The organism is Actinacidiphila yanglinensis (genome assembly GCF_900107965.1).
GTDB lineage: Bacteria > Actinomycetota > Actinomycetes > Streptomycetales > Streptomycetaceae > Actinacidiphila > Actinacidiphila yanglinensis.
This window is the reverse complement of sequence record NZ_FNVU01000007.1, coordinates 79,595-98,278: the sequence shown is the minus strand read 5'-3', so window position 1 is coordinate 98,278 and position 18,684 is coordinate 79,595. Positions and strand designations below refer to the sequence as shown.

The 18,684-nt window shown below is 74.3% G+C and carries 16 protein-coding genes; 12 read left to right on the top strand and 4 right to left on the bottom strand.

Translation table 11 applies throughout. From position 1 onward, the window contains the following. Positions 1–140: 140 nt before the first annotated feature. The 4 genes from C4U44_RS17845 (at position 141) to C4U44_RS17830 (ending at position 4,590) form a co-directional block, all read left to right on the top strand. Positions 141–2,081, top strand: coding sequence for a cell division protein PerM (locus C4U44_RS17845; protein WP_235032190.1), 1,941 nt, complete (start codon positions 141–143; stop codon positions 2,079–2,081). A 432-nt stretch (positions 2,082–2,513) separates the two neighbouring features. Further along, positions 2,514–2,780 carry a hypothetical protein gene (locus C4U44_RS17840; RefSeq protein ID WP_103886829.1) on the top strand — a complete coding sequence of 89 codons (267 nt, stop codon included), beginning with the start codon at positions 2,514–2,516 and terminating at the stop codon, positions 2,778–2,780. After that, positions 2,777–3,688, top strand: coding sequence for a sigma-70 family RNA polymerase sigma factor (locus tag C4U44_RS17835; RefSeq protein ID WP_103886828.1), 912 nt, complete (start codon positions 2,777–2,779; stop codon positions 3,686–3,688). The genes C4U44_RS17840 and C4U44_RS17835 overlap by 4 nt, the downstream gene beginning before the upstream one ends. After that, positions 3,685–4,590 carry a hypothetical protein gene (locus C4U44_RS17830; protein ID WP_103886827.1) on the top strand — a complete coding sequence of 302 codons (906 nt, stop codon included), beginning with the start codon at positions 3,685–3,687 and terminating at the stop codon, positions 4,588–4,590. Before C4U44_RS17835 ends, C4U44_RS17830 begins: the two co-directional genes overlap by 4 nt. 123 nt (positions 4,591–4,713) lie before the next feature. On the opposite strand, the gene C4U44_RS17825 is transcribed toward C4U44_RS17830, so the two are convergent. Then, on the bottom strand, positions 4,714–5,592 hold the full coding sequence (locus C4U44_RS17825) for a hypothetical protein (RefSeq protein ID WP_235032166.1): 879 nt from the start codon (positions 5,590–5,592) through the stop codon (positions 4,714–4,716). Positions 5,593–5,844: 252 nt separating this feature from the next. Between C4U44_RS17825 and purN the strand changes: the two genes are divergently transcribed. Both purN and purH read left to right on the top strand, forming a co-directional pair. Beyond that, positions 5,845–6,468, top strand: coding sequence for a phosphoribosylglycinamide formyltransferase (gene purN / locus C4U44_RS17820; protein ID WP_103886825.1), 624 nt, complete (start codon positions 5,845–5,847; stop codon positions 6,466–6,468). Continuing rightward, positions 6,465–8,048, top strand: coding sequence for a bifunctional phosphoribosylaminoimidazolecarboxamide formyltransferase/IMP cyclohydrolase (gene purH / locus C4U44_RS17815; protein ID WP_103886824.1), 1,584 nt, complete (start codon positions 6,465–6,467; stop codon positions 8,046–8,048). Before purN ends, purH begins: the two co-directional genes overlap by 4 nt. 227 nt (positions 8,049–8,275) lie before the next feature. On the opposite strand, the gene C4U44_RS17810 is transcribed toward purH, so the two are convergent. After that, on the bottom strand, positions 8,276–8,974 hold the full coding sequence (locus tag C4U44_RS17810; RefSeq protein WP_103886823.1) for an RDD family protein: 699 nt from the start codon (positions 8,972–8,974) through the stop codon (positions 8,276–8,278). Between the two features lie 223 nt (positions 8,975–9,197). Between C4U44_RS17810 and C4U44_RS17805 the strand changes: the two genes are divergently transcribed. From C4U44_RS17805 to C4U44_RS17785, 5 genes are all read left to right on the top strand, one after another. After that, a complete protein-coding gene (locus C4U44_RS17805) occupies positions 9,198–10,064 on the top strand; it encodes a bifunctional methylenetetrahydrofolate dehydrogenase/methenyltetrahydrofolate cyclohydrolase (RefSeq protein ID WP_103886822.1) in 867 nt (288 codons plus the stop codon). Then, positions 10,054–10,503: a DUF3017 domain-containing protein gene (locus C4U44_RS17800; RefSeq protein ID WP_103886821.1), complete on the top strand. Its 450-nt coding sequence runs from the start codon at positions 10,054–10,056 to the stop codon at positions 10,501–10,503. Before C4U44_RS17805 ends, C4U44_RS17800 begins: the two co-directional genes overlap by 11 nt. 345 nt (positions 10,504–10,848) lie before the next feature. After that, a complete protein-coding gene (locus tag C4U44_RS17795) occupies positions 10,849–11,721 on the top strand; it encodes a helix-turn-helix domain-containing protein (RefSeq protein ID WP_103886820.1) in 873 nt (290 codons plus the stop codon). A 241-nt stretch (positions 11,722–11,962) separates the two neighbouring features. Next, a complete protein-coding gene (locus tag C4U44_RS17790) occupies positions 11,963–12,952 on the top strand; it encodes a malate dehydrogenase (RefSeq protein ID WP_103886819.1) in 990 nt (329 codons plus the stop codon). A gap of 477 nt (positions 12,953–13,429) precedes the next feature. Continuing rightward, positions 13,430–14,935 (top strand): LCP family protein, encoded by a 1,506-nt coding sequence (locus C4U44_RS17785; protein ID WP_103886818.1) that lies wholly within the window; start codon positions 13,430–13,432, stop codon positions 14,933–14,935. Positions 14,936–15,011: 76 nt separating this feature from the next. On the opposite strand, the gene pdxR is transcribed toward C4U44_RS17785, so the two are convergent. Then, positions 15,012–16,490, bottom strand: coding sequence for a MocR-like pyridoxine biosynthesis transcription factor PdxR (pdxR, locus tag C4U44_RS17780; RefSeq protein ID WP_103886817.1), 1,479 nt, complete (start codon positions 16,488–16,490; stop codon positions 15,012–15,014). A gap of 50 nt (positions 16,491–16,540) precedes the next feature. Here pdxR and C4U44_RS17775 point away from each other — a divergent pair, with 50 nt between their 5' ends. After that, on the top strand, positions 16,541–17,038 hold the full coding sequence (locus C4U44_RS17775; RefSeq protein ID WP_103886816.1) for a carboxymuconolactone decarboxylase family protein: 498 nt from the start codon (positions 16,541–16,543) through the stop codon (positions 17,036–17,038). Positions 17,039–17,283: 245 nt separating this feature from the next. On the opposite strand, the gene rocD is transcribed toward C4U44_RS17775, so the two are convergent. Beyond that, positions 17,284–18,519 carry an ornithine--oxo-acid transaminase gene (gene rocD, locus C4U44_RS17770; RefSeq protein ID WP_407642865.1) on the bottom strand — a complete coding sequence of 412 codons (1,236 nt, stop codon included), beginning with the start codon at positions 18,517–18,519 and terminating at the stop codon, positions 17,284–17,286. Positions 18,520–18,684: the final 165 nt, after the last annotated feature.

Sequence of the window (18,684 nt, the reverse complement as noted above, 5' to 3'; positions counted from 1 at the left end):
GCCATTCCGGTGGCGTCCATCCGCTGACGTGACGGTCCGATAAAAAGACACATAACGGCCATAGTGACCGACACGTCGACTTTCTGCCTTCTCCCGGGGCGAAACGGGTCCAAATGACACCATGGGTCGCCGTGACGCAGATGAGCGAGCCGCTGACCGCTTCCGTATCCGCCCCGCCGCCGCGCTGGGCCGCCCTCCGCGTGTCCGGGCTGGCCACGGGCGCGGTCGCCGCCGGGCTCGGGCTCGGCGGGATCGCCGCCGCCGTGCTGCTGCTGTGGATCGGCTCGCCCTACCCCGACAGCGGGCTCGGCGGCGCTCTGCACGTGGGGGCCGGGCTCTGGCTGCTCGCGCAGGGCGCGGACCTGGTGCGCACCGAGACCCTCTCCGGTGACCCTGCTCCCGTCGACGTGGCGCCGCTGCTGCTCAGCGCGCTGCCCGCGTGGCTGGTCTTCCGCGGCACGGCCGCGGCGGTGGCCGCCGCGGTCGACGGCAAGGACGCCGACGCACCCGACGGCTCCGGCGGGTCTCCCGGCGCCGGAGGACGGGAGTTCGCCGGCGGGCCGGACCGTGCCGGGGGCGGCGGCGATCCCGACGGCCGCCTCTCCGGTCAGGCCCGGCTGCACGTCGCGCTCACGGTGGCCGGCTGGGTGCTCGCGGGCTACCTCACCCTCGCCGTGATCGCCGTGGTCTACGCGACCGGCGGCACGGTCCACGTCGACCCCCTGAGCGCCCTGTACGTGCCGGTGTTCGCGGCCGCCGCGGCCGGGTGCGGCGCGTGGGCCGGCTGCGGGCGGCCGGGCGCGGAGCGGCTGCCGCTCGGCCGCGTCCGGAGCGCGCGGGTGCACCGGCTGCACCGCGCGTACGCCGAGGAGGCCGGCGCGGCGCTGCGGGCCGCCGCCCTGGCCTGCGGGCTGCTGCTGGCCGGCGGGGCACTGATCGGGGCGATCGCGCTGGCGTGGCACGGCGGCGCGGTCGGGCGGTCGTTCCAGCAGCTCAGCGGGCCGCTGGTGGGGCGGGTCTCGGTGCTGCTGCTGGCCGTCGGACTGGTGCCGAACCTCGTCGTGTGGGCGTCGGCGTACGCGCTGGGCGTCGGCTTCTCGGTCGGCGCGGGCAGTGCGGTGGCCCCGGCCGGCGCCTCGGGCTACCTGCTGCTGCCCGGGTTCCCGCTGCTGGCCGCGCTGCCGCACAGCGGGACGTGCTGGGTCGGCTGGACCACGCTCGCGCTGCCCGTGCTCGCCGCGCTCGGGCTGGCCTGGTGTGTCGGGAACGACGCCTGGCCGGTGTGGAGCACGGTCCGCGTCACGGCGGGCGCCACGCTGTTCCTGGGCATCGGTGTCGCCGTGCTCGCCGCCTGGTCGGGCGGGCCGATCGGCCTGCACCGCCTCGCCGACTTCGGGCCGCGCTGGTGGCTGGCGGGGGCGGCGGCGACCGGGTGGACCCTGGTGATCGCGGTGCCGGCGGCGCTGGTCATGCGCTACCACGTGGCCCATCCGCCGCACCCGTGGCGGGCGTTGGTCGGAGGGATGCGGGTTCCCCGGCCGCGGATGCCGGACGTGCCCTGGCCGCGGCTGCGGAGGTCGGCGGTGCGCCCGGCCGGCCCGGACGAACCCGGCGGTACGGTGCCGGCGGCGCCCGCGGGCCCGCCCGGGTACGGGGGAGCGGGCGCTGCCGCGCCGTCGGCCGGGTTCCCCCTGCACGGGCCAGGCCCGGCGCACTCCGATCCGCTGCCCTGGCCCAGCCCGGCCCCGCTGCCGCTCTTCCCGCCGCCGCTGCCGGACCTGCCGCCGTCCGCGCCCCCGACCCCGCCGGTGTCCCCAGCGGCGCCCCCGACCCCGATCCCGCCCCGCCCCGAGGAGCCCCCGTCGGAACCGCCGGCCGGTCCCCCGCCCGAGCCGGCGGCGGAGCCTCCGGCCGGCCCGCCCGCGGAACCCCCGGCGGAACTGCCCACTGAACCCCCCGTCGAGGCGCTCCCCGAACCGCCCGCGCCCTCGGACATCGCGCCGAAGGACGTGGCGCCTGCGGACGGGACACCCGCGAAGGAAACGGCCCCGGCGCCCGAGCCGCCGGAGGAGCCCGCGTAGCCCACCGGCCGAGCCGACCCCGCGCGCTGCTCCCGTTCACCGCTCCCGCCCGGCCCGCACCTGGTGCGGCCGGGCGGGAACGCAGCGCGTCCCCCCTCGTATCGGCACGGAGGGACCGCGCGGCCTTCCGGACAGGAAGGTCGGCGCCGACGGCGCCTGTCCTCCCATTGGCGCCGACCTCGCCCCAACGCGCAACGAAAGCAGGGGACTTCACCCCTCACGGGGCGTCAACCGGCCGTTCCGCCCGCGCCGTCGGGGCATCGGCGGTACCGTGCGCCCCCGCGCCCGCGCACCCAATGTTCCGTGATCCCATGATCACGTGGCGTATCCGCCCGCCTTCCCATCATGCTGGCTCCCCGGCTTCCTGACGGCGCGTCGGCACCGCCCCCGGAAGCCCCTTCCGGACATTCGTACGGCACGTGGGAAGGTCAGATGTTCACAAATCAGGTGCTGGTCGTCATCGGGCTGGTGACGGTCCTCGCATGGAGCGTGGTGATGGCCGCACTCGGCCAGGTCGCCGCGATCGCGACCCTGGTCCCGTCCGTCGGCCTGCTCGCCCAGCAGGTCGTCAAGGCGCTGACCGACGGCGGTACGAAGCGGCCCGCGGCGCAGGTTCCGCCGCCCGCCCCGGTTCCCGCGCCCGCGCCCACCCCGGCGCCCGCGCCGGTGGCGGCCCCGGACGAGGAGCGCACCAGGTGACCCCGCGTTCGGTGCTCTCCGAGCAGCCGGAGGGGGAGCCCCCCAGTAGGCCGGGCCGCAAACTCGGCCCCGTCGCACCGGAGGTGGGGGTCGCGCACCGGGCCTGGCTGGAGCCGGTCCGCGACTGCTTCCTCGCCAGCGGGATGACGGTGGGCGACCTGAGCGAGCGCACCAACTACGCGAAGTCGAAGATCTCCGAACTCCTGCGCGGGACAGGGCTCTACCCGCGCTGGGAGATCACCTGCAGCGTGCTCGTGGTGCTCGGCATACCCACGCCCCCCGTGCTGCGGCTGTGGGCGACGGCCGCGGTCGAGGCGAACAAGAAGCGGGACTGGATCGACGCGCAGAAGGCCGTCGCCAGGAAGGCCGCCGCCGACCCGCGCCCCGACCTGCCGCCGGTGGACCACCGGGGCTTCACCCAGCTCAACGGCCGCCGCTACACGCTCTACGCGCGGGTCTTCCTGGCCGATGCCGAGCAGGCCGAGCAGGTCGTCACCGAGACCTTCGACATCCTCTGGCTGCGCTGGGACGAAGCCCTCGCCAGCCCCGACATCCGGCGGTACGGCTGGCGGGTGCTGCGGCAGTCCGTGATGGCGCGCACCCCGTGCACCGGCGACGGCCGCCCCGACCTGCGGGCCGCCGGGTTCGGCACCGAAGTGCTCAGCCGCACCCCGCCCGGGGGGCAGCTCGCGCAGATCGAGGAGTCCATGCGGCTCTTCCACGCGGTGGGCGCCCTGCCCGACCAGCAGCTCGATGTCGCGGTCCTCAAGCACCTGCGCGGCCTGCCCGACGACGTCGTCGCCGAGGTCCTGGGCGTGCCGCTCGCGTCGGTGCTCCACGCCGACCGCTACGCCAGGCGGCGCCTGGCCCACATTCTCGACCAGCACCACCCGGGAGGAACCCAGTGACTCCGCCGACTCCGAAGACCCCGCCGGCTCCCGTCGACGTCCTGCTGTCCCGCGCCCTGCTCCTGGACGACCCCGCGGTCCCGCGTGAGGCGCCCGCCGCCGGCCGGGCCGCGGGAGCGACGGCCTCCGCCGCGCACGGCCAGGGCTGGCCGGCGCCGATCCCCGAGGGCTGGCACGACAGCGACGCCGCGGGGCACGACCTGCGGACGCTGTGCGAGGCGGTCGTCGCGCACACCGCCACCGCGCTGGAGGACTTCGAGGCCGAGCATCTTCCGGCCCCGCAGGGCGCGAACGTCCTGGCCTGCATCCTGCAGCTCGCCGCGGACGAGGACGGCGCGCGCTTCTGGTGGCAGTACGCCGCCGGGGCCGGGAACGGCACCGCGTCCTACTGCCTCTACCTGCACCACCGTTCGCTGGGGGAGACCGACCTGGCGTCCCTGTGGCGCGGCCGGACCCGCCTCGACACCCCGCCCTCGCGCAGCGGCGCAGCGCTCCCCGCGCGGCGCGGGGTGACCGTCTCCTACCAGGAGGCGCAGCAGGTGTACGACGCGGACGCGAGCACGCCGACCGTGCTGCGCATCCTCGGGCTGCTCGCGGGCCGCGCCGGGCGCGCCGGCCGGCCGCGTACCGAACTCGTGGACGCCGTCATGGACTACGCGCCCGGCGCGGTCGGCTACGTGCGGGACGACGGCTACGAGATCCCGGTCCCGCAGCGGCACTTCGCCGAGGGCATCCGGGTCATCCTCGCCGTCACCGCGGGCAGCCCGGCCGCCGGCTCCGTGCACCGGTCGCCGGACGCGGGCAGATCCGCGGCCGCGGCCGGCACGGGGCACTCCGACGCGGGCTGCGTGCAGGCGACCCTGCCGAGCCGCCGGCGCAGCGGATCGCGTTCGCCCTGCTGAGGGACGACCGTGCGCGCCGCTTGGGCCGAACGAGGTCCACGGCCCGGCGGGGGCGGCACGCGGGACGGCCCGGTGGGGGACCGCCCCCGCCGGGCCGTGGACGTGCCTTTGGGGCGCCCTCGCCTAGTCCTTCAGGGCCGGCAGGCCGCGCAGCGGCGAGGGGAGGAGCTTCTGGCAGGCGTGCGAGGCCGGGGCGGTCAGCGCGTCGGCCTTGCAGTCGTAGTAGTCGCGGTAGGCGATCTGGAAGCCGTAGGTGGCGCCGACGATGGCGAGGGTGAGCGCGCTGGTGACGATGCCGGTCCAGGCCGCGGTGAGGAAGGAGCGCTGGGCGTCCGGGCCGGGCGCGGGCGGCGCCGGGCGGGGGGTCTGGGTGGCGTCGGCGAGCGCGGAGGCGGCCTGGGCGCGGGCGTTGGCGCGGTCCTCCGGGGACATCCGCATCGCGCTGATGCCCCAGTAGAGGGCGAGCGCGCCGAGCAGCAGGCCCACCGGGGTCCAGCCGAGCAGCGAGAAGATCAGGCCCCAGCCGCCGCACACCAGCGAGTAGCGCGAGCGGCGCTGCGCCGGGTCGGTCGGGTCGAAGCGCGGGCCCTGGCCCTGCGGTCCGTTCGGCCCCTGCTGGCTGTCGGGCCGGCGGGCGAACGGGTCGGGGCGTCCGGACTGCGGCTGGCGGCTGCTCCACTGATGGCCCCACGCCTGGGGCGCGCCGTGCGGGGGAGGGGGCTGACCCTGCTGCCCGGAGTCGCCCGAACCCGAGTCGTCACCTGAGCCTGAGCCGTCGCCGCCGGAGCCCGATCCGGACCCGCTGCCGGAACCCGATCCGGACCCGCCGCCGGAACCGGACGCGTGCCCGCCACCCGCTCCCGACCCCTCGCCCGCGTCACCGGACGGCCGCCGCGGCTGCCACGGACGGTCCGGAGCGCCCTCAGGGGGCGGCGCGAACGGGTTGTCCCGCCGATCGCCCTCGGGCGCGCGCAGCGCGAGTTCCATGCGACCGCTGCTCATGATGTGATGCGCCATCCCCTTGGGCTCGACTCCTGTCGCGTACGTGTTCTCCCGCAGACGCTACCGCCCGCACGCTCCCCCGTCCCGTGGGGGCTGTCCGGAGTGCCGGTATCGTTGCTGACGGCCGGCGCTCTCGTAGGGTTCCCCGAATTCGAACGGTCCCGGTCTCATAGAAACATCCAAGCAGCCCGAAATACAGCCGCCAGGGTCCCCGTTCGCGGGATTCCCGCACGCCCGAGAGAGGCCCCGTCCGTGGCCGCCCGCACTCCCGCCCGCCTTGTCGTCCTCGTCTCCGGTTCCGGCACGAACCTCCAGGCCCTGCTCGACGCGATCGACGCCGACCCCGGGTACGGGGCGCGGATCGTGGCGGTCGGCGCGGACCGCGACGGGATCGAGGGCCTGGAGCGCGCCGAGCGCGCCGGACTGCCCACGTTCACCGTGCGGCTGCGGGACCACGCCGACCGGGCCGGCTGGGACGCCGCCCTCACCGAGGCCACCGCGGCGTACGACCCGGACCTGGTGGTCTCGGCCGGCTTCATGAAGATCGTCGGCGCGACGTTCCTGGCCTCGTTCGGCGGCCGGTTCGTCAACACGCACCCGGCGCTGCTGCCCAGCTTCCCGGGGGCGCACGGCGTGCGCGACGCGCTCGCCTACGGCGCCAAGGTCACCGGGTGCACCGTCCACTTCGTCGACGACGGCGTCGACACCGGCCCGGTCATCGCCCAGGGCGTGGTCGAGGTCCGGCCGGACGACACGGAGGAAGCGCTCCACGAGCGCATCAAGGAAGTCGAGCGACGGCTGCTCGTCGACGTGGTGGGACGCCTGTCGCGCGACGGCTACCGCATTGAGGGACGAAAGGTACTGATTCCGGCATGAGCGCCACCTCCCAGGACACTCCCCAGGGGAACGGAACGAAGCGGCCGATCCGCCGCGCGCTGATCAGCGTCTACGACAAGACCGGGTTGGAGGACCTGGCCCGCGGCCTGCACGCGGCCGGGGTCGAACTGGTCTCGACCGGGTCGACCGCCGGGCGGATCGCCGCCGCCGGCGTCCCCGTCACCAAGGTCGAGGAGCTGACCGGCTTCCCCGAGTGCCTGGACGGCCGGGTGAAGACCCTGCACCCGCGCGTGCACGCCGGCATCCTCGCCGACCTGCGCCTGGAGGACCACCGGCGGCAGCTCGAGGAGCTGGACGTCAAGCCGTTCGAGCTGGTCGTGGTGAACCTCTACCCCTTCCGTGAGACCGTCGCCTCGGGCGCGAGCCCCGACGAGTGCGTCGAGCAGATCGACATCGGCGGCCCCTCCATGGTCCGCGCCGCCGCCAAGAACCATCCCTCCGTCGCGGTCGTCACCAGCCCCGCCCGCTATGCCGACGTGCTCGCCGCGGTCAACGACGGCGGCTTCGACCTCGCGGCCCGCAAGGGCCTGGCCGCCGAGGCGTTCCAGCACACCGCCGCCTACGACGTGGCGGTGGCCTCCTGGTTCCTGGACGGCTACAGCGCGGACGACGAGTTCCCCGCCTTCACCGGCGCCACCTACACCCGCCTCAACACCCTTCGCTACGGCGAGAACCCGCACCAGGGCGCCGCGCTCTACACCGACGGCAGCGGTACGGGCCTGGCGGGCGCGGAGCAGTTGCACGGCAAGGAGATGTCGTACAACAACTACGTCGACACCGAGGCCGCCCGCCGGGCCGCCTACGACCACGACGGCACCTGCGTGGCGATCATCAAGCACGCCAACCCGTGCGGGATCGCGGTCGGCGCGGACGTCGCCGAGGCGCACCGCAAGGCGCACGCCTGCGACCCGCTCTCCGCGTTCGGCGGTGTCATCGCGGTCAACCGCCCGGTGTCCGTGGCGATGGCCGAGCAGGTCGCGGAGATCTTCACCGAGGTGATCGTCGCGCCGGCCTACGAGGACGGCGCCGTCGAGGTGCTGGCCCGCAAGAAGAACATCCGCGTGCTGCGCTGCGCGGACGCGCCCGCCGCCACGACGGAGTACCGCCCGATCGAGGGCGGCGTCCTCGTCCAGGCCAAGGACCGCCTCCAGGCCGACGGCGACGACCCGTCCACCTGGACCCTCGCGACCGGCGAGCCGCTGTCCGAGGACGCCCTGGCCGACCTCGCCTTCGCCTGGCGGGCCTGCCGAGCGGTCAAGTCCAACGCGATCCTGCTGGCCAAGGACGGCGCGACCGTCGGGGTCGGCATGGGCCAGGTCAACCGCGTCGACTCGGCGAAGCTCGCGGTGGAGCGGGCCGGGGCGGAGCGCTCCGCGGGTTCGTACGCGGCGTCCGACGCGTTCTTTCCGTTCCCGGACGGGTTGGAGGTGCTGACTGCCGCCGGCGTCAAGGCGGTGGCTCAGCCTGGCGGCTCGATCCGCGACGAGGCCGTGGTCGAGGCCGCCCGCGAGGCCGGCGTGACCATGTACTTCACCTCCACCCGCCACTTCTTCCACTGAGCGGTCCGGGGTGCCCTGACCCCCCAGGGTGCCCCGTCCCCCGGTGGAGGGACCACCTGCCGGTGGGGGTTCGCCGCGCAGTTCCCCGCGCCCCTTGGTGGTGACCCTCTTCTCGCGGAGGGACCCGCACAAACCAGGGGCGCGGGGAACTGCGCGAACAACCACCGCGGACCGCAAGGTCCCGCAACCGGCGGCCAGGGGCACCCTGGGGGGTCAGGGGCACCCCGCTACGCGTCGTCGCGGACAACCACCGTATGCACCATCTTGTCCGCCCAGGTCTGGCGCTTCTCGTCCCACAGGGGCCAGAGGTAGCCGAGGCAGCAGGGGAGCGCGTCGAGGCCGTGCAGGATGCGGCGGCCGAAGGCGAGCCCGAAGCCGAGGGCGGAACCGTCCGCCTCGCGCAGCAGCCGGATGCCGACGATGCGCTTGCCGGGCGTCTGCCCGGTGGAACCCTCGCGGTAGCAGAGGAAGAGGAACGCGGCGAGCGAGAGCACCGAGCCGATCACCATGAGCAGGACCGAGCTGGCGGGGATGTGCGGGGTCGTGCAGTCGGCCCGGTCGATGTTGTGGTCGTCGCAGGTCTGCCACGCGTCGAGCACCTTGCCCACGAAGCGCCCGTACCCGGCGAAGAACAGCCCGCTCGGTATGAGGTTGAACATCAGGGTGTCCAGCAGGAGGGCGCCGAGGCGCGCGCCCCAGCTCGCCGTCGGGGGCATGCCCTGCGGCAGGTTGCCCGCCGGCGGGTAGCCGTACGGCCCCGCCTGGTAGCCCGGCCCGGCGCCGTACGCCTGCGGGTGGGGCGGCTGCGGGCCGCCCTGGGGGTACGGGCCCGGCCCGTACGGCGGCTGGGCGCCGGAGGGCGGCGGGCCGTAGGGCTGCGGGGGCGGTGGACCGTACGGGTCGGCAGGACCGGGGGGCTGGCTCACGAGCGGGTTCCTTGGCGGCTGGAGCGGCGGGGGACGGGGCGTGCGCGCACATCGTCGGGCCCGGGCGGGCAGCCGCGCAAGGGGCACGGTTGCCTGGTTCGGCGCCGGTACGCCGTCACGTCGGTGCCGGGTCGGTGCCGGTTGATGCCGGGTCGTCCTCCGGGAAGCGTCCGGTTCGCGGGCGGATTGGTCGGCCGGTGTGTCGATCCGCGAGTATGGGGGTATGACCGCCCAGATTCTCGATGGCAAGGCCACGTCCGCCGCGATCAAGTCCGAGTTGACCGTCCGCGTCCAGGCGCTCAAGGACCGCGGGGTCCAGCCCGGCCTCGGCACCCTGCTGGTCGGCGACGACCCGGGCAGCAAGTGGTACGTCGCGGGCAAGCACCGCGACTGCGCGCAGGTGGGCATCGGCTCCATCCAGCGCGAGCTGCCCGCCACCGCCACGCAGGAGGAGATCGAGGCGGTCGTCCACGAGCTCAACGCCGACCCGGCGTGCACGGGTTACATCGTCCAACTCCCGCTGCCCAAGGGCATCGACACCAACCGGGTGCTGGAGTTGATGGACCCAGAGAAGGACGCGGACGGGCTGCACCCGATGAGCCTGGGCCGTCTGGTGCTCGGTGTCCCCGGACCGCTGCCCTGCACGCCCAACGGCATCGTGGAACTGCTCCGGCGGCACGGCGTCGAGATCAACGGGGCGCACGTGGTCGTGGTCGGCCGCGGCATCACCGTGGGCCGGTCGATCGGGCTGCTGCTCACCCGCAAGTCCGAGAACGCCACGGTGACGCTCTGCCACACCGGTACCCGGGACCTGTCGGCGCAGCTGCGGCAGGCCGACATCATCGTGGCCGCGGCGGGCGTGCCGCACATCGTCAAGCCGCAGGACGTCAAGCCCGGTGCGGCGGTGCTGGATGTCGGCGTCAGCCGCGACGAGGACGGCAAGATCGTCGGCGACGTCCACCCGGGCGTGGCCGAGGTGGCCGGCTGGCTCTCGCCGAACCCGGGCGGGGTCGGGCCGATGACCCGCGCGCTCCTCCTGCAGAACGTCGTGGAAGCGGCCGAGCGCGCGGCGGCGGGCCATGTCGGCTGAGGCGGCGGGCGGGCCCGCAGACGTGCCGGACGGCACCGCGAACGCGGCGCCCCGCGAGCCGGGCGGCCGGCCCGCGATCACCCGCAGCACCGCGCGGCCCGAGGGCGGCGGCCGCGCGGCCGGCGGCGACGCTCCGGCCCCCGCGCGGCAGTGGCCGATCATCGTCGTCATCGCCGGCGCGATCATCGGGCTCATCGTCACGGCGACCGGGGCGTTTCGTGCAGGCACGCTCCTGATCGGTGCGGCGCTGCTGCTCGGGGCGGTCCTGCGGTGGGCGCTCACCAACGTCGGGATGCTCGCGATCCGCAGCAGGTTCACTGATGTGATCACCTACGGGATACTCGGGGCCGCGATCGTGCTGCTCGCGCTCATGGCGCAGCCGGACCCGTTGATCCGCATCCCCTTCCTCGAGGACATCATCCACTTCTCGGTTCGCTAGCGGACCCTCCAGGCTGCCCCGTCCTGCCGGTCGAGGGACCACCCGTGAGCGGGTGGCTTCTCGCGCAGTTCTCCCCCAGCCTGGCGGCTGGGAGGTGCCCCCAGGCGCCCCTGGGTAAGTGCGGCTCCCTCCGCGTAAGGAGGGTCACCCACCAGGGGCGCGGGGAACTGCGCGGCGAACCCCCACCGGAGGTGGTCCCTCAACCGGCAGAACGCACCTCTTCGTTGGGTCCCCCTACCACGGGCGTGCCCATTCCACGGGAATTCGGCCGAAACCCCTTCTCTTGGGGGAACTTCGTCCTAGCGTGGACCGGGAGTAGGGCGCGGGTGAGGGCGAGGGGTTGCCGTGGCGCAGTGGGAGCCGTTGGCGGACCGCATTCCGTTGGACATGCGGCGGCTCGCCACGCAGCTTCGCCGGATGAAGGACCGCAGCGGACTCACCGTGCCGGCGCTGGCCGCGCGGACCGCCCAGTCCGCCCAGACCTGGGAACGGGCCCTGGCCGGGCGCCAGTTGCCGCCGCTGGACGCGGTGGAGGTGCTGGCGCAGGCGAGCGGCGCGGACTACGACCGGATCGGCGCGTTGTGGCGGCTCGCGGAGAAGGCGAGCCACGGCACGGGGGACCGCGGCAGGGGGCGGCCGGTGCCGTCCCCCGATCCGCTGGACCCGCTGGGCGCGGAGGAGGGGCTGCCCGGCAAGGGGCGGCGGTTCCTGCTGCTGGGTGGGATCGGCCTGCTCGCGGTGGGCGCGCTGATCGCGGTGCTGCTGACCGCGGGCCCGAGCACCGGCCGGGCGCCCGCGGGCGAGGCGAACCCGTCGGCGTCGGCGCCCGCCGGGCCCGGCACCTCCGCACCGGGGCAGCGGCACCAGGGCGGTTCGCCCCGGGCGACCGGGCCGGGCGCCACCGCGGACCCGGGCGCGCAGGACCCCGCCGCCATGGACCAGCCCCTCTCGGGGACGGACGAGCCGTCGGCGTCCGGCACCGCCGCGGGCAGCACGAGCGGCACGCCGGCCTCCGGCACGCCGGGCGGGAAGGGCGCCGGCGGCCCGGCCACCACGCCGTCCACCGGCGGCGGAAGCGGAAGCGGCGGCACGTCCACCGGCACCTCCGGGCCTCCGGCGTCCTCCGCGCCGCCGAGCACCACCCCGTCCCCGTCGCCGAGCGCGTCGCCGTCGCAGCTGTGCATCGGCCTGATCCTGCTCGGCGTCTGCGTCGGCTGACGGGACCGGCGCACCCGGTGCCGCCGGACCCCGCCCGGCCCGCACGACCCGCCGTGTCCCTCCGGTGACCCGGGCCACAGGAGGCCGCGTCATCTCCCGGTCCGGCGCGCGATAGCCTGGCGGACGGCTCTCTTGACGCCGAGAGATCCACGTTCGGGGCCGCTCGGGCCACTGCCGGGGCGACCAGATCCCGCAGTACCGCCCGCAGCACCACCCGAAGCAAGAAGGCCAGGAGAAGGCAATGACTCGCACTCCCGTCAACGTCACCGTCACCGGAGCGGCCGGCCAGATCGGCTACGCCCTCCTCTTCCGCATCGCCTCGGGCCACCTGCTCGGCGCGGACGTGCCGGTGAGGCTCCGGCTGCTGGAGATCCCGCAGGGCCTCAAGGCGGCCGAGGGCACCGCCATGGAGCTCGACGACGCCGCCTTCCCGCTGCTGCGCGGCATCGACATCACCGACGACCCGAACGTCGCGTTCGACGGCGCCAACGTCGCGCTGCTGGTCGGCGCCCGCCCCCGCACCAAGGGCATGGAGCGCGGCGACCTGCTGGAGGCCAACGGCGGCATCTTCAAGCCGCAGGGCAAGGCGATCAACGACCACGCGGCCGACGACATCAAGGTCCTGGTCGTCGGCAACCCGGCGAACACCAACGCGCTGATCGCGAAGTCCGCGGCCCCCGACGTACCCGCCGACCGCTTCACCGCGATGACCCGGCTCGACCACAACCGCGCGCTCGGCCAGCTCGCGAAGAAGACCGGTGCCGCCGTCGCCGACATCAAGCGCGTCACCATCTGGGGCAACCACTCCGCGACCCAGTACCCGGACATCTTCCACGCGGAGATCGCGGGCAAGAACGCCGCCGAGGTGATCGACGACGAGAAGTGGCTCGCCGACACCTTCGTCCCGACCGTCGCCAAGCGCGGTGCGGCGATCATCGAGGCCCGCGGCGCCTCCTCCGCCGCCTCGGCCGCCTCCGCCGCCCTGGACCATGTCCACACCTGGGTGAACGGCACCGCCGACGGCAACTGGACCTCCATGGGCATCGTCTCCGACGGTTCCTACGGCGTGCCGGCCGGTCTGATCTCCTCCTTCCCGGTGACCACCAAGGACGGCCGCTACGAGATCGTCCAGGGCCTGGACATCAACGACTTCTCCCGGCCGCGCATCGACGCGTCCGTGCAGGAGCTCGCGGAGGAGCGGGACGCGGTCCGCGCCCTCGGCCTGATCTGATCCACCCGGGCCCGTCGGCCCGGTCCGGTACGGCCCCGCCGCTCACGTCGATGAGCGGAGGGGCCGTACGCGTACGGCGCGGCACGGTGCCGATCGGTGTGGGGCGCGTCACACCGGTGGGGCGGTGTGACCGCAATCGCACCGAACGCCGCAGTCGTGCACGGGGTTGCGGTGAAGAATCGCTGTGAGGTTGTAAGCCGACTGCAACCTGACGGGGGTTTGCTAGGTCTCAGTAGGCGTTCCAGACAGGTGCCATCGGCTCGAGGTAGCGGGGAAGTGCGTATGACCAGGTCCTCCCATGGTTCCCGGAGGCATGGCGCGAGGAGGCCCGGAGAGGCTCCCCCGCCCTCTGGTCCGATACCGGGAACGGGGCCGGGAGCGGGGCCGGGGCCGGGCGGGCGCGCGGCGGCGCGCAGGAGCAGGGGCCGGGGGAAGCGCGGCGGCGGCCGGCGTGCCCTGAAGATCGTCGGCCTGACCATGGGATTCCTCCTGCTGGTCGGCTGCGGCGCGGGCGCGTACGCGTACTTCAAGCTGACCGGCAACATCAAGTCCGACGACCTGTCCGCGAACGGCAAGAACGGCGCGGGCAAGGAGAAGCCCGACGCGTTCGGCCGCACCCCGATCAACATCCTGGTGATCGGGTCGGACGCGCGGGCCGACGCGGCCGACAAGAAGCTCGGCGGCGCCGCAGACTCCAGCGGCGCCCGTGCCGACGTGGAGATGGTGCTGCACATATCCGCCGACCGTTCCAACGCGACGGTGATGAGCATCCCGCGCGACCTGGTGGCCAGTTGGAGCGGCTGCCACGACAAGGGCCACGCCTCGATGGGGCCGCAGACCGACCAGAAGATCAACGCGGCGCTCAACGGCGGTCCCGGGTGCAGCGTGGACGCCGTCCACCAGCTCACCGGGATAACCATCGACCACTTCATGATGGTCGACTTCGACGGCGTGGTGAAGATGTCCAACGCGGTGGGCGGGGTCCCCATATGCGTCGACAACAACGTCTACGACCCCTACAGCCACCTGAAGCTGAAGAAGGGCGACCACACCCTCAAGGGCGACGCCGCCCTGGAGTTCCTCCGCACCCGGCACGGCTTCGGGGACTCCAGCGACAGCCGCGGCCGTACGGTCGCGCAGCACATCTACCTCAACTCCCTGGTCGGCACCCTCAAGAGCCACGGCACGCTGAGCAGCCCGACGAAGCTGTGGAAGCTCGCCAACGCGGCCACCTCCGCGCTGACCGTGGACAACTCCCTGGACTCCCCGTCCAAGCTGATCGGCCTCGCGAACGACCTCAACAAGGTCCCGCAGAACCGCATCACCTACGCCACCCTGCAGACGTACGACACCACGGTGAACGGCGTCTCGGAGACCCTGATCAGCAAGCCGAGCGCCCCCGCGCTCTTCAAGACCATCATCGACGACCAGTCCCTCACCACCGCGAGCGGCGGGAAGACCAAGGCGTCCGCCGCGCCGACGGTGCCGCCGAGCACTATCGCCGTGACGGTGCAGAACGGCACGGAGACCGGCGGCCGGGCCGGCGCGATCGCGCAGGAGCTGATCGACAAGGGCTTCAGCCAGCAGACCACCTCGGGCAACGGCGCCTCCGCCGCGACCACCTTGCTGAGCTACCCGGCCGGTGAGCAGGCGCAGGCCCAGAGCGTGGCCAAAGCGCTCGGGCTGCCCTCGAAGGCGGTCAAGCAGGGCACGGGCACCGGGATCGTGCTGCTGATCGGCAACGACTGGACCACCGGCACCGTGTTCCCCGGCGGCAAGGCGGGTTCGACCCCGGCCGACACCAAGCAGGCCCTCGACGGCGCCAACTCCAAGCTCAGCAAGTGCGCCCACGTCAGCACGTTCGACGACGTCATAGGCCTCAACGCGCAGGGGCGGCCCACCTCCTCCGACCACACCTACGGCAGCGTCTCGCCGACCCGCGCCTACGCGCTCAGCTCGAACGTCAAGGACTCCGCGCCGTAGCGGAGTCGACGCGGGTCCGGGGCCGGGAGAGGGCCCGGACCCGGGTGGCGCGCGGGGGAGCGGACGGTGTCCCCGCTCAGCGGCAGAACTCCGCCAGCACCTCGCACAGCAGGTCCAGCGCGCCCCCGAACGCGTGGTCGGGCGGGGTCGCGTAGCCGATCACCAGAGCCGTGCCGGACTCCGGGGCACCCAGCAGGTCCACGTCGCCCAGCGCCAGCCCGCGTTCCCGGGCCCGGGCGACCAGCGCGTCCAACGGGCCCGCCGCCGGGGGGAGTTCGACGACGGCGTGCAGTCCGGCCGCGATGCCGGAGACCCGCACCGAGGGGACGCGTTCGCCGAGCGTGGCCACCAGCCGGTCCCGGCGGGCCCGGTAGCGCAGCCGCATCCGCCGCACGTGCCGGTCGTGGGCGCCGGACCCGATGAACTCCGCCAGCGTCAACTGGTCGATCACGGGCGAGTGGTGGTCGGCCATCCGCTTCTCCCGGACCACCGCGTCCCTCAGGTGCGGTGGCACCGTGATCCACGCCAGCCGCAGCCCGGGGGCCAGGCTCTTGCTGGCGGTGCCCGCGTACACCACGTGCTCGGGAGCCAGACCCTGCAGCGCGCCCACGGGCTGCCGGTCGTAGCGGAACTCGCCGTCGTAGTCGTCCTCGATCACCAGGCCGCCGGTCGCGCGGGCCCAGTCCACGACGGCGGTGCGCCGCTCGGGCGACAGCGGGACGCCGGTCGGGAACTGGTGCGCCGGCGTGAGCAGGACCGCGTCCGCGTCGCCGAGACCGTCCACCCGGGCGCCGTCGGCGTCCAGCGCCAGCGGCACGGTCTTCAGCCCCGACACCCGCAGCAGCGTGCGGGTGTCGGGGAAGCCCAGCTCCTCCACCGCGATCCGGCGGCCGCCGCGGGCGTACAGCACCCGCGCCAGCAGGCCGATCGCCTGGACGAAGCCGGTGCAGATCACCAGCAGCTCGGGGTCGACCCGCACCCCCCGCACCCGCGCCAGGTACGCCGCGAGCGCCTCCCGCAGCTCGGGCCGCCCGCGCGGATCGGAGTACCCGAACGCCTCGCTCGGCGCCGCGGTCAGCGCCCGGCGCGCGGCGGCGCTCCAGGCGGCCCGGGGGAAGGCCGAGACGTCCGGCGAGCCGGGCCACAGCGAGTACGGCAGCCGCACCGGGTCCGGCACCATGCCGTGCTCGGTGCCGCCGCCGCGCGGCGCGGCGGCCGCGGCCGGGACCGCCGTCACGCCCTGCCGCGCCGCGACCCTCGTCCCCGACCCCTGCCGCGCGGTCAGCCAGCCCTCGGCGACGAGCTGCCCGTACGCGTCGGCGACGGTGTTCCGGGCGAGTCCCAGGTCGCGGGCGAGGGTGCGGCTCGACGGCAGCAGGGTCCCCGGTGCGAGCCGCCCGTCCCGCACCGCCTCCCGCAGCGCCGCCTCCAGCCCGGCGCGCGCCCCGACCCGCCGGTCCCGGCCGACCGCGAGATCCAGCAGCAGGTCGTACCCGCCGGCGCGCCCCGACTCGGAGGGCTGATCCCGGTGGCCCGAATTGGCCCGTGCGTTCATGGTTCAAGTGGACCACGGGACGGAGCCACTTCGCAGCTACGTTTGGGGGCATGACCACAGCCGAACAGACTCCCGCCACCACCACCGAGGACACCGTGGCCCCGCCTCCGCCCCGGATCGACCTTCGCGCGCAGGCACCGGACTTCTACCAGGCCATGTTCGCCCTCGACAAGGCCGCCGCCGCCGGGCTCGACCCGGTCGTCCGCGAGCTGGTGCGGGTGCGTACCTCGCAGCTCAACGGCTGCGCGTTCTGCGTCGACAAGCACAGCGCGGACGCGCGCACGCACGGGGTGAGCGAGCAGAAGCTCACCGGTGTGACGGTGTGGCGCGAGACGCCCTTCTTCACCGCGCGCGAGCGGGCCGCTCTCGCGCTGGCGGAAGCGGTCACCCACCTCGGCGCCCACGGGGTCGCCGACGCGGTCTACGACGAGGCTGCGGGGCTTTTCGACGAGGCGGAGATGGCTCGGCTCCTCGCGATGTGCGTCACGATGAACGCGTGGAATCGTATCGGCGTGACGTGCCGGCTCAGCCCCGCGGCGCGCCCCTGAGTCCAGGGCGCCCCTGACCCGCCCGGCTGCCCCGTCCTGCCGGTTGAGGGACCACCTGCCGGTGGGGGTTCGCCGCGCAGTTCTCCCCCAGCCTGGCGGCTGGGAGGTGCCCCCACGCGCCCCTTGGTAGGTGACCCTCTTTCCGCGGAAGGAGCCGCACAGAACCAGGGGCGCGGGGAACTGCGCGAACAACCACGGCCGGACCGCAAGGTCCCGTGACCGGCAGGACGGGGCAGCCTGAGGGGTCAGGCCAGCGCCTCCCGCAGGCGAGCGAGGGACCAGTCGAGGTCCTCCTTGGAAATGGTCAGCGGGGGCGCGAGCCGAATCGTGGACCCGTGGGTGTCCTTGGCGAGGACCCCCCGCCGGAGGAGCCGCTCGGTCAGCGCGCGCCCGGACCCGATCGCGGGATCGACGTCGATCCCGGCCCAGAGCCCGCGCCCGCGCACCTCCCTGATCGCCCCGCCGGAGGCGATCGCGGCGAGCTCGCGGTGCAGGTGGTCGCCGAGCTCGGTGGCCCGCTGCTGGAACTCCCCGGTCCGCAGCATGGCGACCACCTCGATGCCGACCGCGCAGGCCATCGGGTTCCCGCCGAAGGTGGACCCGTGCTCGCCCGGGCGGAAGACACCGAGCACCTCGCGGGAGGCGACGACCGCGGAGACGGGGACGACACCGCCGCCGAGCGCCTTGCCGAGGACGTACACGTCGGGGACGACGTCCTCGTGCTCGCAGGCGAAGGTGCGGCCGGTGCGGCCCAGGCCGGACTGGATCTCGTCGGCGACGAGGAGCACCCCGCGCTCGCGAGTGAGCCGCCGCACCCCGGCGAGGTAGCCGGGCGGCGGTACGAGGACGCCGGCCTCGCCCTGGATCGGCTCGATCAGCACGGCCACCGTGTCCTCGTCGACCGCGGCCTCCATGGCGGCGAGGTCGCCGTAGGGGACGACGGTGAAGCCGGGCGTGTACGGGCCGAAGTCCGCGCGGGCCTCGGGGTCGGTGGAGAAGCTGACGATCGTCGTGGTGCGGCCGTGGAAGTTGCCCTCGGCCACCACGATCTTCGCCCGGCCGTCGGGCACGCCCTTGACCTGGTAGCCCCACTTGCGGGCGGTCTTGACGGCGGTCTCCACCGCCTCCGCCCCGGTGTTCATCGGCAGCACCATCTCCTTGCCGCACAGCTCGGCCAGGGCCTGGCAGAACTCCGCGAACCGGTCGTGGTGGAAGGCCCGCGAGGTGAGGGTCACCCGGTCGAGCTGGGCCTTGGCGGCGGCGATCAGCCGCGGATTGCCGTGGCCGAAGTTCAGCGCCGAGTACCCGGCGAGCATGTCGACGTACCGGCGGCCGTCGACATCGGTCACCCACGCGCCCTCGGCGGAGGAGATGACGACGGGCAGCGGGTGGTAGTTGTGCGCGCTGTGCTCCTCGACGGCCGCGATCTCGCGGTCGGTCGCGGTGGTGCCGGGAGCCGGGGCGCCGCCGGAATCCGGGATGCCGGGGTGGATCGTCACGTGCTCACTCCGTTCGTCGTGCGTCAGGAGCCAGGCCGGGCCTGGAGCGGGGCGGGGGTGATGCCCCTTCCCTCTATCGTCGCTCACCGCCGGGCCGGTGAAACGTCCCGCGGACCTGCACCTGTGCACCGGGCCGACGGCATCGCA